A 14999-nucleotide genomic window follows, 5' to 3' on the forward strand; every position below is an offset into this window, starting at 1 on the left:
GAACCGACCAGGGGGTTCGAAAAATTGTGTGTCCCCTACGCACCCGGCACGACTCGTCGGCAAGGTTCGTACCGGCGAGCATGCGCTGTCCACTCGGTGGTGGACGCCCTGGTGGATCCGGGGTTCCGCCGGGGGCTGCTGGAGCTCCTCGACGTCCCGGAGGGAGCCTCCAGGTCTGCGCTGGAGGGGTGGCGCAAGGGACCGCGGGATGTGTCGGGGCAGGGGCAGGAGATCGCTTTGGAGCGGACGCCCGACATCCACGGGGTGAGGCGGGCGAACCGGATTTGTGGCGGGCCGGCCAGTCGGGAGCAGGAGGTTCAGCGGGCCGGCAGGTCCTGGATCGCCTCGGCGATCTCGTCGGTTGCCTCTTCGGCCATGAAGTGCCCGGCGCGGGTCAGCCGGTGGTTCAGGTCCGGCGCCCACGCCTTCCAGACCGCAGCAGCGTCGTAGTCGAGCTGCGCGCCCCAGTCCTGCTGGACGACCGTCACGGGCATGGCCAGCTGCGACCCGGCGTCCAGGTCCGCTTGGTCGTGCAGGACGTCGATGCCCGCCGAGGCGCGGTAGTCCGCGACGATCGACGTCGCCGCCGCGGCGCTCGCCCGCAGGTACTCGGCACGCACCTCCTCCGGCATGGCGGTCGGGTCGTTGGCCCAGGCGTCGAGGAAGGAGCCGAAGAATGCGTCCGCGCTGCCTTCGATCATTGAGCCTGCACCATCTTGAAGTTCGCTGGTGGGAGGGGGGCTGGTGTGGCTCCGTTGCGGGGGCCCGTGCTGGTGGCGGGTGGCAGTCTGCTGCGTAGATCGTCTGGCGCTGCGGTTTGCCGGTTCCTGTCCGGCGCCGCGGGGAAGCGCCCTACGATCCGGTTCATGTCGGACTCCGAGGTGCTGGGACGGATCGCCGCGCGGCGCGCTGAGCTTGATGCGCTCGAAGAACAGCTGGCCAAGCAGTTGGCGGAGGTGCGGACCGAGCGGGAGGAGCTGTCGGCGGCCGAACGGGTCTTTACTCGGCTCAGCGCTCAGATCGCTGACGAGCGCGCGGCGGCCATGCCGCCAACCGCGCAGGTCGGCGGGCAGGCGGTACTGCTGGTCCCGCACCGCGGACCGGGTGTGGAGGATTCGGCGCTCCCGCCGGAGTACCGGCGCATCCTCGCCATAGTCCGGAGAGCAGGCGGCCCGGTCATGGTCCGGGAGGTCGGCGAGGTGATCGGCCTGGACACCGGCGTGCGGGGCAAACTGGAGCCGCTGCGTGGAAAGCCGGCGAAACTGGCCGGGCGGGGCTGGCTGCGCAAGCTGCCCGACGGGAAGTTCACCGCAGGCCTGTGACCAGCGAACCTTCCTCGCGCGCCCATACGGCCCCGACGCCATCCGGGCCGACTTCGATGCGTTCGTCGAGGGTCGAAGCCCAACTACGACCGAACCAATGACCCCACCGATATCCCGACAGCTGCGTGCGCGTCAGAGTCAGCGGCAGCACTCCAGGAAGTGACAGATCGGTGTGCTGCAGGACCATGTCACCCGTGGCGACATCGACAGGGTCGCCCTTGCAGATCTTGCTCCTGCAAGGCTTTGAGATCTTCTTGAAGAACCCCGAGCCCTTCGATCCGGCCTGCGTGTGCGCGGCTACCGCGCCGGCTTCACGTGCCGCCCTGGCGAGCTCGCCCCCGGCCGGGCGACGCGCGGTCGCGGTCGCATTCCGCCGGACACCCCAGCCCGCCGGGAAGCGCCACCTGGCCGCCGGGCAGTCCCTCCGGCCCCGGTCCCGGCAGAACCGGATCGGCAACGCGGCCGCGCGCCGCGACGCCCGTGCACTGTCCCGGGTGCGCCACTCCAACGCCTGGCTGTGGTGACCACTCCCGAGGGGACCGCACACCGGTGGGCTCCATCGAGTGGAGCCCACCCGACGGGCTGCATCGGGTGGGCGTGGGGGTGCGGTGGACACCGCGATGTCCGGCACCGCACCCGGTGCGCTCCACCCGGTGGACTCCACTGCCCGCACCACCGCACCAGGTCGGTGCGCACCACCGTCCACTCGGTGCGCTCCACTCGGTGGGCGTGCTGCGCAGGGCATGACGGTTGAAGACAGGTGGCCGAGTAGCTATCTCAGGTGGTAAGCAGCTCGGCTATCTCATGGGCGAGCTCCGGCCCGAGCGAGCCCCAGCCGTCCTTGTAGCCGTACACACTCCCCAGGGTGCGGGCGTCGTAGTCGCCGTTCAGGATTTCTATGTCGGTGGGGGTGATGAGCGACGGGTGGGGGACACCGACGGCGCCCGAGACCTTCAGCAACTCCCTGCGCAGGGTGCGCAGGTACATCGCGGCCCGGATGCCCTTCGAGGGCGCGTCGATACCGCGCGCCAGCCACGGATTCTGGGTGGCGATGCCGGTGGGGCACTTGTCGGTGTGGCACTTCTGGGCCTGGATGCAGCCGATGGACAACATCGCCTCACGGCCCACGTTGATCATGTCGACGCCTAGGGCGAACGCGACGACGGCGTTCTCGGGCAGGCCGAGCTTGCCGGAGCCGATGAAGGTGATGTCGTCGGTCAGGCCCCGCTCGGCGAACACGCCGTAGACGCGGGAGAAGCCCACGCGGAACGGCAGGGACACCGAGTCGGCGAAGATCAGGGGAGCCGCCCCAGTGCCGCCCTCGCCACCGTCGACGGTCACGAAGTCGACCCCTCGCTCACCCCGCTCCATCAGCGTGGCGAGTTCCTCCCAGAAGTCCATCTCCCCGATGGCGCTCTTGATCCCGACCGGCAATCCGGTCTCCGTGGCCAACAGTTCCACGAAGTCGAGCATCGAGTCCACGTCGCGGAACGCGGTGTGCCGCGACGGCGAAGCGCAGTCCTTCCCCGCAGGAATGCCGCGGATCCCGGCAATCTCGTCGGTCACCTTCGCGCCCGGCAGCATGCCGCCGAGCCCCGGCTTCGCACCCTGCGAGAGCTTGATCTCGATCGCCCTGACGGGCGCGCCCGCGACCAGTGACTTGAGCTTGTCGAGGTTGAACGTCCCGTCCTCGTTGCGGCAGCCGAAGTACGACGTACCGATCTGGAGGACAAGGTCCCCGCCGTTGAGGTGGTAGGGCGACAGGCCGCCCTCGCCGGTGTTCTGCATCGTCCCGGCCAGCGCCGCGCCCTTGTTGAGCGCCGTGACGGCCGCGCCGGACAGCGAGCCGAAGCTCATCGCCGAGATGTTGATGACGCTCGCCGGGCGGAACGCCTTCGCACGGCCGCGCGGTCCGCCGAGCACCTTGGCCGAGGGCAACGCCGCTTGCGGGTCGCTCAGATCGGGCAGCGCACCGGCGAACGTACGCTGCTTCACGTATGCATGACCCTGCACGTGCTCGATGTCGTTGTCGGTACCGAACCCGAAGTAGTTGCTCTCCCCCTTCGCCGACGCGTAGATCCAGCTGCGCTGGTCACGGCTGAAGGGACGCTCCTCGTCGTTGGACGTCACGATGTACTGCCGTAGCTCGGGGCCGATCGTCTCCAGCACATACCGGGCGTGTCCCACCAGGGGGAAGTTCCTCAGCAGCGCGTGCTTCTTCTGCACCAGGTCGCGGGCGGCCACCAGCGCCAACCCCGTGGCGGCTGCCGCACCTATGCTCCGAGCACGCATCACAATCGTTCCTCTCCTCGACCGGCCGAACCTCACGCTGCCCATCTACCCCGCGCCGCGGAAATGCCACGCGATGCCGGAGACCCGAGGGGCCCCGCCCCTGCGGCAGGGCCGCCGCGCGGCCCGTACGGGGGTCGGGCCGCGCCGCGGGCGGGTCAGAGCGCCGAGTCGAGGTGCCCGAGGTGCTCGATGAGGTTCATGTTCTCGGCGTAGTCCACCGGGCAGTTGATGATCGACACGCCCGGGTCCGCCAGTGCCTCACGGAGCGTCGGCAGCAGGTCCCCGGCGGACTCGATGCGGTAGCCCTTCGCGCCGAAGCTGCGGGCGTACTCGACGATGTCCGGGTTGCCGAACTCGGTGTTGGAGTTTTCCCCGATCTCCAGGTCCATCTTCCACTTGATGAGCCCGTAGCCGTTGTCCTCCCAGATCAGCACGGTCAGCGGAATGTTCTCGCGGACCGCCGTCTCGATCTCCTGGGAGTGCATGAGGAACGAGCCGTCGCCGACCGCCGCCAGCACCTTCGTCTGCGGCCTGGCGAGCTGAACCGCGAGCGCGCCGGGCAGCGAGAAGCCCATGGTGGACAAGCCGTTGGAGATGAGGCAAGTGTTCGGCGCGTACGTCGGGTAGAGCCGGGCCATCCACATCTTCAGCGCGCCGGTGTCGACCAGCACGATGTCGTCGCGACCGAGCGCGGCGCGGGTGTCGGCGACGACGCGCTGCGGGGCGAGCGGGTAGCGCTCGTCCGCGGCGCCCCGCTCGAGTTCCTTGGCCAGCAGCGCGCGGGTGGCCATGGTGTCCTCGTCGTCGATGGCCCAGCGCAGGCCGTCGAGTTCGGTGACGAGGGCGTCGAGGGAGGCCGAGATGTCGCCGATGATGCCGACGTCGACCGAGTAGCTGTCGTCCACCTCCGCCGGGACGCGGTGGATGTGGACGATCTTCTTGTCACCGTCCGGGTTTATCCGGGACGGGTCGAACTCCTGCAGCTCGTAGCCGACGGCGATGACGACGTCGGCCTCCTCGAACCCGAAGTTGGTGTAGTCGCGCCGCATGAAGCCGAACGTGCCGGTCGCGCACGGGTGGTCGTCGGGCAGTACGCCCTTGCCGTGGAAGGTGGTCGCCGTCGACACGTCGAGTGCGGTGGCGAACGCCGCCAGCGACTCCGCGGCGCCGCCGCGGGCCGCGCCGTGTCCGGCGAGGATCACCGGCCGGCGGGCCTCCCGCAGCAGCTCCACCGCTCGCTTGATCTGCTGCGGGGACGGTGCCTCGGGCTGCACGACGTTCCTGCGCAGCGGGCGCAGGTTCGAGCCGTCCGTCGCCGTGTCGACGTCCTCGGGTACGGCGAGATAGACGGCGCCGGGCCGCTCGGACTCCGCGGTCTTGAACGCGCGCCTCACCATCTCGGGGATGGCCTGGGTGGCCGGGACCTCCGCCGACCACTTCGTGACCGGGGCGAACATACTCACCAGGTCCACGAACTGGTGGGACTCCTTGTAGTTGCGCTCCTTGCCGACCTGCGCGGTGATCGCGACGACGGGCGTGCTGTTCGTCATGGCGTCGGCGACGCCCAGCATCAGGTTGATCGCGCCGGGCCCCAGCGTCGCGGACATCACACCCGCCGAGCCGGTGAGTCGGCCGTGCATCTCCGCCATGAAAGACGCGGCCTGCTCGTGCCGGGTGAGGACGTAGCGGATCTTCTCCGAGCGGGCGAGGGCGTTGGTGAAACGGATGTTCTCCTCGCCGGGTACGCCGAACACCACCTCGACGCCCTCGTTCTCCAGGCAGCGAACCAGGAGTTCGGCCGCTCCGTCGGGGGTCTGCTTCCGGTGCTCGGCGTCGCTCACGCTGATCGTGTCCTCTCCTGAGTTTTGGCCGCGCCGATGGCGGACCGGTCAGCCGTCTACCCCGGCCGGCCGGCCGCACTCACAAGCTCACCCCGGACCAGAAGGAAGCCGATCGCGTCCTCGCGATCGGACAGGCACCGGTCAAGATCGGACAGGCACCGGTCAAGCACGGCTTCGCCCATCTCAAGAACTGGCGGATCCTCATCAAGCTCCGCACCGACCCTGCCCGCGGCGCGGTCCATGCCGATCTCGCCGACCGGTCGTACGACGGCCGCCCGACCGACACCGGGCGGTGTTGCGGGCTGCTGGTCGGGCCGGATCGGACGAGTCTGCCTCGGGCACGGATTACCTCCTCGGGCGGCGGTCCGTACGCCGTAGGGGCGGCGCGGGCGGGTTCAGGGGTTGCGCTGGTCGTTGCTGTCCTGGCGGAGGCGGTCGGTGTGGCGGGTCATGGCGTCGATGCGATCGGCGAGCTCGGCGTCGCCGGCTCCCAGATGGGGTCGGGTGCCGGCCAGGGGTCCGATCAGACCGGCGGCGTCGTCGCCGCCGAGTGCCTGGTTGAGGGCGCCCACGGCTCCCTCGGCGCCCGCCGGCAGGCCGGTGAGGGAGGTGACCTGGCCGGCGAGGCGGCGCAGGTCGGCTGCGTTGTCGCGGGCCCAGGTGGTGACGGTGCGGTCGGCGGCCCGCGCGTCGCGGGTGGCCTGGACACGCTCCTCGCCGGTGCTCCCGGCCGCCCCGGGGCGTAGCCGCAGGTATCGGCGTTCGGCGGCCTGTCGGCTGGCGACGCCGAGAGGGCCGGCGAGGTCGGCCCAGCTCGCACCCTGTCCGCGGGCCGTTTCGATCAGCCCGCTCTCCCAGCCGGCGAGCTGCTCTCGCACCTCACGCAGCATCAGCAGGGCGGCCAGCGCCGGGTGCGGATCCGAGTCGGCCGGGAGCGGCTCTGCGGTGATCGGCGTCGAGGCGGGGGCTCGCTGGGCGTCCTTCACGGACCGGTTGATGGCTTCCAGCGCCGCAGCGGCGGCGAGGAAGGGGACCGGTGCGGCCGATGTGGCGGCTTCGGCGGCTGCGGTGGCTTCGTTCATGGGGCTCTCCGTCGCTCTGTCATCCTCCAGATGACGCCTTGCTTGTCATCGTTTCGATGACATGCTACAACGGAGGCACGTTGAAGCGCATTGGCAGTTTCTGCCTGAACCAACTGGAGGTGTTTCGCGATGTTGATGCGCACCGACCCGTTCCGCGAGATGGACCGGATCGTCCAGCAGTTGTCGGGTGCGTCGGGGACCTGGTCGAAGCCGTCGGTGATGCCGATGGACGCCTACCGCGACGGCGACGAGTATGTGATCGCCTTCGACCTGCCCGGTGTGAGCGCCGAGGCGATCGACATCGACGTCGAGCGGAACATGCTGACCGTGAAGGCGGAGCGCCGCCCGGTCGCCAAGGCCGACTCCGTGAAGATGGAACTCTCCGAGCGGCCCCTGGGGGTCTTCTCCCGCCAGATCATGCTGGCCGACACCCTGGACACCGAGCGCATCCAGGCCGATTACGACGCGGGTGTCCTGACCCTGCGCATCCCGATCGCCGAGCGCGCCAAGCCTCGCAAGGTCAGCATCGGCGCCGGATCCGGCCGCAAGCAGATCTCCGGCTGAACCGCCCCCTCGGCCGGTCGCGGAGGGCGGGAGAGCTGATCCCCCTCCGGCACCCGCCCTCCGCACACCCTTTGACCTCTCCACCCCTTCTCGGAGGTGCTGCGATGTCGATACGTAGGGAGTCGTTCCTGGCCCACGTCCAGGAACGAGGCGAGTACGAAACCGTGGAGGAAGCCGACCGGGTCGCCCGCGTCGTGCTGGCCCTGCTCGGCGCACACCTGGTCGGCACGGTGCGGGCCGAGCTGGCCGCCCGACTCCCGGAGACGTACGCCCTGATCCTCCTCAACCCGCTGCAGGCGGCGGAGCCGCTCTCACCGGAACGGTTCGTCCGTGCGACCGCGGCCTGGATCGAGGGCGCCACCGAGAAGACCGCCCTGTGGGACATCGGCGCCGTCCTGTCCACCGCGGCCGCCGCTGCGGGCGATGTCCTCACCCGCGAGGTCATCCTCCAGCTCCCACCCGGCTACGACCTCCTCTTCGGCCACCCCCAGCCCACCTGAACGGGCCGAACACCTGAGACCTCGACGAGAAAGGTGACCGCAGCACTATGTACGACCAGCCTCGACCGGACCGGTCCGCCCCCGTCACGACCTTCGACCAGATGCTGGAACGCGTCCGCTACGAGGGCGCCTACCCGACCCGTGAACGCGCGGAGGAAGCCGTCCGCACCGTTCTGGGCGCGCTCGGCCGTCGGCTGACCGGTGACGAACGCATCGACCTGGCGCAGTGCCTGCCCGTCGAAGCCGCCCTCGCTCTCACCTCCTCCGTGCCGGACGGGCAGCCGCTCACGGGCTGGGGCTTCGTCAAGGACCTGGCCGCCCGAACCGGCGCCACCCCGGCAACAGTCCGTTGGGACACCGGCGCCGTCCTCGCCGCTGTCACTCGCATCGCCGGACCCGAGCTCCTCGCCCGCATCCTGCACCAGCTCCCCGAGGGCTACGCGCTCCTCTTCGGCCAGGCCGAACTGCGCCGTCCTGAGCCCGCCGCTGCTTGAGCTCCGAGACCACCAGGACCACGCTCCGTGCGGCATCGCCGACGACGGGGAGGGCGTGACCGTCGAGGGAAGCGCGGGTCTGCTGCCGCCGAGTGGGGTTGCGACGTACTCCGTGGCCGTCGGGGCACCTCGTCTCTGATCGTCCGTCCGGGGCCGGCCCCGCTCTCGTACGCAGCGCCGACCGGGACAGCCCTGCGGCGCTCGTAGTAGCCCCTCCTGTCCGCAGCCGATTACCTCTCGACATCACGCAGGGAAATCTATGCTCGCCGAAGTAGACATTCGCCGGTGGTGTGGTTATGGTTTCTCTCGTAGCCCGAAGAGGTCGAAGGGCTCGGCAGAGACGAACTGCCGGGCAGCAGTACGTCATTACCCGCAGTTGCAGTGCGTAGGACGGTGCGGTGACGGAGTCGCGAAGCCAGGATGGTTTGCAGGACGGCGACGGGACTGGTGACCGGACCGGGTGGCCCGCAGTGATCAGGGGCCGCCGCGGCAGTGAGCAGTACCAGCAGGGGCAGCACCCGCGGTGCGCAGTATCAGCAGTACGCAGTATCGGCAGCACGCAGTCCCCCGTTGGGTAAGCAGTTGATCACCGAGGGAAGAACGGAGGGACGAGGCGCCATCAGGATCGCCCGGACGCCACGCGAGTCCGGGTACCGCAGGACATCGATAGTGAGGTGGTCTCCGGTCGAGCAACCGCGATCCCCGCACACCCGACGAAGCTCAGGTCGGGCAGGCGGAAACAGAAGGCCGGCGCAGAACCAGGGCCGGCAGATGGTGTAGCAGTTCCTTCGGGGCCCGGGAGCCACATGCTCCCGGGCCCCTCCACGCGTTCCACAGAGAGGTGCAATGACAGCAGACGACTCCTTCGACCGTCTCGACGACGACGACTACCCCGCCTACACCATGGGCCGGGCCGCCGAAATGCTCGGCACCACCCAGGGCTTCCTGCGCGCCATCGGCGAAGCCCGCCTCATCACCCCGCTGAGGTCGGTCGGCGGCCACCGCCGCTACTCCCGCTACCAGCTGCGCATCGCCGCCCGCGCCCGCGAACTCGTCGACCAAGGCACCCCCATCGAGGCCGCCTGCCGCATCATCATCCTGGAAGACCAGCTCGAAGAGGCTCAGCGCATCAACGCCGCATACCGGAACGCTGCCCGACTCTCGACCCCCACAGGCTGAGGCGCCTCACCGCGGACCGCGACCCGCTCCTGGCGGGGGACACCCAGAGGTCTTGCCTCCTGAGCGCCCTCGCCGAGCCCCAACCCGGCCGCATCCGGATCGCGCTGTGGGCGCAGGGCGTCGAGGCCGGGTGGAGGGGGTGGAGCTGCGCTCGGCGCGGAGCCGGGCAACCGCGGTGTCGACGTAATCGCCCCCTGGTGGGCGGCCCCACGTTCGCCGCCCATCGGTCGAGAACCCCGCGCGGAAGGCGACGCCCCGGCACGGAGCCCGCCGTGTCCGTCTCCGCGCCCGGGGCCTGCCTGCTTCCGGCACGGCGAATCGGCGGGAGCTGAGGCGACTCCTTGTCCGGGTTGCCCCGGCTCGCCGACGGTCAGTTGCGTACGCAGGCGAGCTGGCGGTTCATCTCGGCCATGAACCGCACCACGACGTGCAATTCATCGGCGTTGAACCGTGCACGAGTGGCGTCGGTGGAACGGGCCAGCGGGCGGAAGTACTCGCGCGCGGCCTCCCGGCCCGCCTGGGTGTAGTGGAGGTGGACCACCCGCCGGTCGTCGACCGCGCGAACTCGGCGCACGTGGCCCGCCTTCTCCAGCCGGTCCAGGCACGCGGTGACCGCGCCGGACGTCAGGTTCATCTGGGCGCCCAGACGTCCGGGCGTCATCGGCCCCGCCGTTTCGTCACGATCGGCGTCCAGCAGGGCGATCAGCGCCTGTACATCCGTCAGATGCAGGCCCTGCGCATGGGCGAATTCCTGAGCAATGCGGTTGAAATCGGCATTCATCGCGCGCAGCAGCACGGCGAAACTCTGCAACCCGATCGGGTCCTCGAGCGGAAGTTCGTGCGGGGAGTGGGGCTGGTCTGCACTGCGCATGGCACCAGCATATAATCTCTCGATGATTGAGATACTTTGTCATTGAGTGATTGGAGTGATGGTCCGTGACACGCACACCACGCTGGGTCCGCCGGCTGGTGCCCGTACTGCTGCTGGTGGTCTGGCTGGGCATCGGGGGAACGCTGGGCCCCTACGCGGGAAAGCTCGGCGAGGTCGCCACCAACGACCAGGCGGCGTTCCTCCCGCAGAGCGCCGAGTCCACCCAGGTCCTCAAGGCTCGCAAGGCATTCGAGCGCTCCGAGTCGGTGCCCGCGATCATCGTCTGGCAGGCGTCCGACGGCGGCGCCGTCAGCGACACGCAGCAGCAGGAAGCGACCACGGCCGTCGCCACGCTGGCCGGTACGACCGGCATCACGGGACAGCCGTCACCCGCTCTGCGCTCGAAGGACGGCACGGCCCTCCAGGCCATCGTGCCCCTGGCTCCCGACCTCGGCGAGGAACTGCCCGCCGTCCTGGACGAGGTACGCGCGGCAGCCCAGGCCGTACCGCGCATGACCGCCCAGATCGCAGGCCCCGCAGCCACCCAGGCAGACCTCGCGGACGCCTTCGCCGGCATCGACGGCCTCCTGCTGGGCGTCGCGCTCGGCGCGGTCCTGCTGATCCTGCTCCTGGTCTACCGCAGCCTCCTGCTGCCCTTCGTGATCATCATCAGCGCCGTCTTCGCCCTCGGCCTCGCCTGCGCCGTCGTCTACGCCTTGGCCGACCGCGGTGTCGTACGCGTCGACGGCCAGGTCCAGGGCATCCTGTCCATCCTGGTCATCGGAGCGGCGACGGACTACGCGCTGCTGCTGGCCGCCCGGTTCCGGGAGGAACTCGCGATCCGGGGCGACCGCATGGCCGCAGCCGTCGCCTCGGTTCGGCGCTCCGCCGGGGCGATCACCGCCAGCGCCGCGACCGTGGCCCTCGGCCTTCTCGCGCTCCTCGCCAGCGACCTGACCAACAACAGGGCCCTCGGCCCCGTCGGCGCGATCGGCATCCTCTGCGCGCTCCTGGCCACCCTGACGTTCCTGCCCGCCGTCCTGGCCCTCCTCGGTCGCGCCGCGTTCTGGCCCGCCACGCCCAAACCGGCCGACGCCACGACGGAAGGCCACCGGATCTGGCGCCGCGTCGCCGCCCTCATCGACCGGGCACCACGCCGGGTCTGGGCATCGACGACCCTGCTCATGCTGGCCCTGGCGGCCTTCGCGCCCACCCTGTCCTCCCAGGGCGTTCCCCTCAACGAGATCTTCGTCAAGGACGCGCCCTCCGTCGCCGCCCAGGCAACCCTCAGCCGGCACTTCCCCGGCGGCTCCGGCCAACCCGCGGTGATCATCGCCGATGCCGACAAGGCCCAGGAGGTGCAGGCGGCCGCCCGGGCGGTCGACGGCGTCGCCTCCGCCACCCCCGTCACCGCCTCCGCCTCCGGGCGCCCCGGCGGCGAGCCCCTGCTCGTCGACGGTCGGATCCGCATCGACGCCACCCTCACCAGCGCCGCCGACAGCGACGAGGCGAAGAACACCGTTCGCGAACTGCGCGAACGCGTCCACGCCGTCCCCGGAGCCGAAGCCCTGGTCGGCGGCTACACCGCCCAGCAGTACGACACCGAACAGACCGCAGCCCGGGACCGCACCCTCATCGTCCCCGTGGTCCTGGTCATCATCCTGCTCATCCTCGTCCTGCTCCTGCGCTCCGTCCTGATCCCCGTCCTGCTGGTGGCCAGCGTCGCCCTGAACTTCCTGGCCACGCTCGGCGTCTCCGCGCTCGTCTTCCAGCACCTGCTCGGGTTCAGCGGCACGGACGCCTCCGTCCCCCTCTACGGCTTCGTGTTCCTGGTCGCCCTCGGCGTCGACTACAACATCTTCCTCATGTCCCGGGTCCGCGAGGAAGCGCTCACCCACGGTGTCCGACAGGGCGTCCTGCGCGGCCTCACCACCACCGGCGGTGTCATCACCTCAGCCGGCGTCGTACTCGCCGCCACCTTCGCCGCCCTCATGGTCATCCCGCTCGCCTTCCTCGTCCAGATCGCCTTCATCGTCGCCTTCGGCGTCCTCCTCGACACCCTCGTCGTACGCTCCCTCCTCGTTCCCGCCCTCGTGATCGACATCGGGCCCCGCAGCTGGTGGCCCAGCTCCCTCTCCCGCCCGCACCCAGACGCCGACAGCAAGGCACGCTCCTGAACCGGCGCCCCGACACCATCCCTCGCGGTCGGACACGGTGCTCCTGCGCCACCCGCCTGAGCCACCTGCGCTGCGCACGGCAACCGGCGGGGAGGCGCGTGAACCTCGGTTCGTCGTGGGCATACGTACCGTCGTGAGGATCATCAGCGAACGCCGGCAACCAGGCACCTCCAACGGGTGGAGGAGCTATGCGGTCAGTGCCGTGGCCGCGACAGCGGTTGCCGGCGCTCGTGCGGTCGACGCGGACGCCACCTGGTACCGGGCCCTGGACAAGCCGTCGTGGCAGCCGCCGTCCTGGGCGTTCGGGGTGGTGTGGCCGCCGCTCTACGCGGCGATCGCCTGGTCCGCCGGCCGAGGACTTCACCGCACGCGCGGCCGTGAGCGCGCACTTCTGGCAGCCGACCTGGCGGCCAACCTCGTGCTGAACGCGGCATGGAACCATCTCTTCTTCCGCCGTCGCAGCCCGCGGGCCGGCCTTACCTGCACCCTGCTACTGGACGTGAGCAACGCTCACCTGGTCCGCCGTCTGGCTGCTACCGACCGTTCGGCCGCAACGGCGCTCGTCCCGTACGCGGCTTGGTGCCTGTTCGCCACGGCCCTCAACCTCTCCCTCGTGCGACGCAACCCGTCGCCGTAGCCAGCAGGGGGAGAGATCCCGGATCTCCGATACGTGGATCTTGCAGTCCGCGATCGGCCCGGACAGGTCCGCACCCGCCTCGTCTTGGCTTCAGGTGGTGCCTATCGTGACGTTCTGGGGCGAGAGGCTGCTCACCTCTGACCTTCGGCCACCCGTAGGAGGCTCGCACCCCTACTGCCCGTAGCCTCGAGCATGCGAGGGGTGCGCCGTAAGGACCTGTGGCTCGTATTGCAGGGCGGCGTCGAGCCCGTCGCGCGACGGGATGCCCCGTGTGGGGACCGGTGGGAGGAACACGTGGAAAAGGCTGAGACCCGGCGGCGATCGCACTCCGACGCGGGGGGTCCGGGGGAGGGCCTGGACGGTCTCCGGGAGCGTGGGTTCGCCCGCTACGGCGCCGAGCGACTCGGTATCCCGGCCGGCTCCGCCCACGGTGACCTTGCCCGGATGCGGGAGGTCTTCGCGGCTCTGCCGCCCGACCCGTACGCCCCCGGAACGCATCGGTTCCGCCGGTACTCCCACGCCGTCTACCTGCCGTGGAAGGACGAACTGTCCTGGATTCCCGGAATCCCCGACCCCGTGCACGGTACGGTCACCGACTTCTCCCAGGGCGAGGAGAACCCTGAGTACCCGCGCACGCGGCGTGTGCTCCCCGACATCCCCGAGGAGCTGCGCGGCAACGCTCTGCTGCTGCGACTCCTGCGCTGGGACATCGAGCAGGTCCTGTCGCTGAAGAATTTGGGGAGACGGCCGCTGTGGGCCGGTGTCCACCTGATCAAGCTCGGCGTCGACGGTCCCGACCAGGCCGCCGTTTCCTCCCCCGACTGCCTGCACCAGGACGGAGGCTCGGCAAGTACGTTCACTTTCGCCCACCTGATCAACCGGACGAACGTCACCGGTGGGCAGAACGTCATCGCCACACCGGGCAGCGCAGGTCTGCAGCCCGAGGACCCGTGGGCGGACATCCACGCCGACTTCACGTTGACCGACCCACTGGATGGCTACGCCGTCCACGACCACAGAGTCAGCCACTACGTCGGCCCGGTCCGCGCGGGTTCCGAGCCCGGGCCGGGCGAACGGTCCATCCTCATCGTCGGCCTCGCCCCGTACGTCCCTCAACTCTGACACCGGCGCCGACCGAGTCCGCCGAACACGCCAGTACGCGCGGCCGTGGTGCTGGTCGGTGCGTGGCGCTCCGGCGCCCTGCACCTTCCGTAGGCCGCTCCGCCCGCGTGCCTACGTCTTCCACGGCACCGTCACCCTCGCCGCGATCCGGTCCGGCCCGTGATCCGCCGGGCCGGGGCCCGTCCGGCACCTCGCTGACAGCCGCTCCTTCGGCCCTGCCCGACCGTCAGAGGTACGCAGTACCGTCCCTCCATGGCAGCCACGATCGATCTGACGCTGGATGGTGCGGATACGCAGGTTCTTGCCGTCTTCTGGAAGACGGCCCTGGGCCCGCGCCTCTGCATCCTCAAGGTCCCCGAGCCCAAGACGGCAAAGGACCGGCTGCACATCGACGTCCGAGTGCCAGGACACGGCAGTTCCGACGAACGGTGGGTGCGGATCACGTCGGAGTCCGAACGCCTGGTGGAGGCGGGTGGGACCATCCTGGAGAAGTTCGACGGACACCACGTCCTGATGGCCGACCCGGAGGGCAACGAGTTCTGCGTCGGCGCAGCCTCAACGTGATGTGTGGGTGAAAGGGCCGCCGCGCGCCTCGCCCACCTGCTGCACCTGGGCCGCTCCGGCGTGATCCCACCGCTCGACCTGCGCGGGGGCAGTACGCGCAGCAGCGGCAGGGCCGGGACCCCGTTCCTGCGGTCCCGGCCCTGCCGCGTGACGATCAGTGCTTGAAGACGTCCTTGACCTTCTCCTTGGCCTCACGGGCGTCGCCCGTGGCCTGCTCGGCGCGGCCCTCGGCCGTCAGCCGCTCGTTGCCCGTCAGGCGGCCGGCGGCCTCCTTGAGCTTGCCCTTGGCCTGCTCGACCTTCGCCTCGGTCTTCTGCTCACCAGACACAGCTGATCACTCCCTCTTGGGTGCCA

At 70.1% G+C, this 14999-nt stretch carries 15 protein-coding genes and 2 pseudogenes; 10 read left to right on the top strand and 7 right to left on the bottom strand.

What is annotated here, in order from left to right:
- Positions 1 to 317 precede the first annotated feature (317 nt).
- Positions 318 to 704: pseudogene (locus BCL76_RS32740) on the bottom strand (alpha/beta hydrolase); the annotation flags it as partial.
- A 162-nt stretch (positions 705 to 866) separates the two neighbouring features.
- Here BCL76_RS32740 and BCL76_RS39265 point away from each other — a divergent pair.
- Positions 867 to 1322, top strand: coding sequence for a hypothetical protein (locus BCL76_RS39265; protein ID WP_181382834.1), 456 nt, complete (start codon positions 867 to 869; stop codon positions 1320 to 1322).
- Here the strand turns inward: BCL76_RS39265 and BCL76_RS39435 are convergent.
- Positions 1321 to 1598 (bottom strand): annotated as a pseudogene (locus BCL76_RS39435) (DUF6531 domain-containing protein); the annotation flags it as partial. The gene BCL76_RS39265 and the pseudogene BCL76_RS39435 overlap by 2 nt on opposite strands.
- Here BCL76_RS39435 and BCL76_RS32755 point away from each other — a divergent pair.
- Entirely contained in the window at positions 1577 to 1846 is a 270-nt protein-coding gene (locus BCL76_RS32755) for a hypothetical protein (RefSeq protein WP_375137990.1), read from the top strand. The pseudogene BCL76_RS39435 and the gene BCL76_RS32755 overlap by 22 nt on opposite strands.
- Positions 1847 to 2099: 253 nt before the next feature.
- On the opposite strand, the gene BCL76_RS32760 is transcribed toward BCL76_RS32755, so the two are convergent.
- The 3 genes from BCL76_RS32760 to BCL76_RS32775 form a co-directional block, all read right to left on the bottom strand.
- Positions 2100 to 3614: an FMN-binding glutamate synthase family protein gene (locus BCL76_RS32760; RefSeq protein WP_109782990.1), complete on the bottom strand. Its 1515-nt coding sequence runs from the start codon at positions 3612 to 3614 to the stop codon at positions 2100 to 2102.
- Between the two features lie 155 nt (positions 3615 to 3769).
- Entirely contained in the window at positions 3770 to 5455 is a 1686-nt protein-coding gene (locus BCL76_RS32765; protein WP_109782991.1) for an acetolactate synthase large subunit, read from the bottom strand.
- A gap of 395 nt (positions 5456 to 5850) precedes the next feature.
- Positions 5851 to 6537, bottom strand: coding sequence for an HSP18 transcriptional regulator (locus BCL76_RS32775; protein WP_109782992.1), 687 nt, complete (start codon positions 6535 to 6537; stop codon positions 5851 to 5853).
- A 129-nt stretch (positions 6538 to 6666) separates the two neighbouring features.
- Here BCL76_RS32775 and BCL76_RS32780 point away from each other — a divergent pair, with 129 nt between their 5' ends.
- From BCL76_RS32780 to BCL76_RS32795, 4 genes are all read left to right on the top strand, one after another.
- The gene (locus BCL76_RS32780) at positions 6667 to 7101 is read left to right on the top strand and encodes an Hsp20/alpha crystallin family protein (RefSeq protein WP_109782993.1); all 435 of its coding nucleotides are present in this window, start codon (positions 6667 to 6669) and stop codon (positions 7099 to 7101) included.
- Between the two features lie 104 nt (positions 7102 to 7205).
- Positions 7206 to 7601: a DUF2267 domain-containing protein gene (locus tag BCL76_RS32785; protein WP_109782994.1), complete on the top strand. Its 396-nt coding sequence runs from the start codon at positions 7206 to 7208 to the stop codon at positions 7599 to 7601.
- A 47-nt stretch (positions 7602 to 7648) separates the two neighbouring features.
- A complete protein-coding gene (locus BCL76_RS32790; protein WP_109782995.1) occupies positions 7649 to 8095 on the top strand; it encodes a DUF2267 domain-containing protein in 447 nt (148 codons plus the stop codon).
- 846 nt (positions 8096 to 8941) lie between these two features.
- Positions 8942 to 9274: a MerR family transcriptional regulator gene (locus tag BCL76_RS32795; RefSeq protein ID WP_109782996.1), complete on the top strand. Its 333-nt coding sequence runs from the start codon at positions 8942 to 8944 to the stop codon at positions 9272 to 9274.
- Between the two features lie 370 nt (positions 9275 to 9644).
- On the opposite strand, the gene BCL76_RS32800 is transcribed toward BCL76_RS32795, so the two are convergent.
- The gene (locus BCL76_RS32800; protein WP_181382835.1) at positions 9645 to 10145 is read right to left on the bottom strand and encodes a MarR family winged helix-turn-helix transcriptional regulator; all 501 of its coding nucleotides are present in this window, start codon (positions 10143 to 10145) and stop codon (positions 9645 to 9647) included.
- 65 nt (positions 10146 to 10210) lie between these two features.
- On the opposite strand from BCL76_RS32800, the gene BCL76_RS32805 reads away from it, so the two are divergent.
- The 4 genes from BCL76_RS32805 (at position 10211) to BCL76_RS32820 (ending at position 14645) form a co-directional block, all read left to right on the top strand.
- A complete protein-coding gene (locus BCL76_RS32805) occupies positions 10211 to 12322 on the top strand; it encodes an MMPL family transporter (protein WP_109782997.1) in 2112 nt (703 codons plus the stop codon).
- 133 nt (positions 12323 to 12455) lie between these two features.
- Entirely contained in the window at positions 12456 to 12959 is a 504-nt protein-coding gene (locus BCL76_RS32810) for a TspO/MBR family protein (RefSeq protein ID WP_109783121.1), read from the top strand.
- A gap of 294 nt (positions 12960 to 13253) precedes the next feature.
- Positions 13254 to 14081: a 2OG-Fe dioxygenase family protein gene (locus BCL76_RS32815; protein ID WP_258310044.1), complete on the top strand. Its 828-nt coding sequence runs from the start codon at positions 13254 to 13256 to the stop codon at positions 14079 to 14081.
- 252 nt (positions 14082 to 14333) lie between these two features.
- On the top strand, positions 14334 to 14645 hold the full coding sequence (locus BCL76_RS32820) for a VOC family protein (protein WP_109782999.1): 312 nt from the start codon (positions 14334 to 14336) through the stop codon (positions 14643 to 14645).
- Positions 14646 to 14799: 154 nt separating this feature from the next.
- On the opposite strand, the gene BCL76_RS32825 is transcribed toward BCL76_RS32820, so the two are convergent.
- The gene (locus tag BCL76_RS32825) at positions 14800 to 14973 is read right to left on the bottom strand and encodes a CsbD family protein (RefSeq protein ID WP_109783000.1); all 174 of its coding nucleotides are present in this window, start codon (positions 14971 to 14973) and stop codon (positions 14800 to 14802) included.
- Between the last annotated feature and the right edge of the window lie 26 nt (positions 14974 to 14999).

Origin of the sequence: Streptomyces sp. CG 926 (assembly GCF_003148825.1) — a bacterium.
In the GTDB taxonomy this organism is placed as follows: Bacteria; Actinomycetota; Actinomycetes; order Streptomycetales; family Streptomycetaceae; genus Streptomyces.

Coding starts and splice junctions, on each gene's coding strand:
- BCL76_RS39265 (WP_181382834.1), top strand. CDS start 867: ATGTCGGACTCCGAGGTGCTGGGACGGATCGCCGCGCGGCGCGCTGAG.
- BCL76_RS32760 (WP_109782990.1), bottom strand. CDS start 3,614: ATGCGTGCTCGGAGCATAGGTGCGGCAGCCGCCACGGGGTTGGCGCTG.
- BCL76_RS32775 (WP_109782992.1), bottom strand. CDS start 6,537: ATGAACGAAGCCACCGCAGCCGCCGAAGCCGCCACATCGGCCGCACCG.
- BCL76_RS32780 (WP_109782993.1), top strand. CDS start 6,667: ATGTTGATGCGCACCGACCCGTTCCGCGAGATGGACCGGATCGTCCAG.
- BCL76_RS32785 (WP_109782994.1), top strand. CDS start 7,206: ATGTCGATACGTAGGGAGTCGTTCCTGGCCCACGTCCAGGAACGAGGC.
- BCL76_RS32790 (WP_109782995.1), top strand. CDS start 7,649: ATGTACGACCAGCCTCGACCGGACCGGTCCGCCCCCGTCACGACCTTC.
- BCL76_RS32795 (WP_109782996.1), top strand. CDS start 8,942: ATGACAGCAGACGACTCCTTCGACCGTCTCGACGACGACGACTACCCC.
- BCL76_RS32800 (WP_181382835.1), bottom strand. CDS start 10,145: ATGCGCAGTGCAGACCAGCCCCACTCCCCGCACGAACTTCCGCTCGAG.
- BCL76_RS32820 (WP_109782999.1), top strand. CDS start 14,334: ATGGCAGCCACGATCGATCTGACGCTGGATGGTGCGGATACGCAGGTT.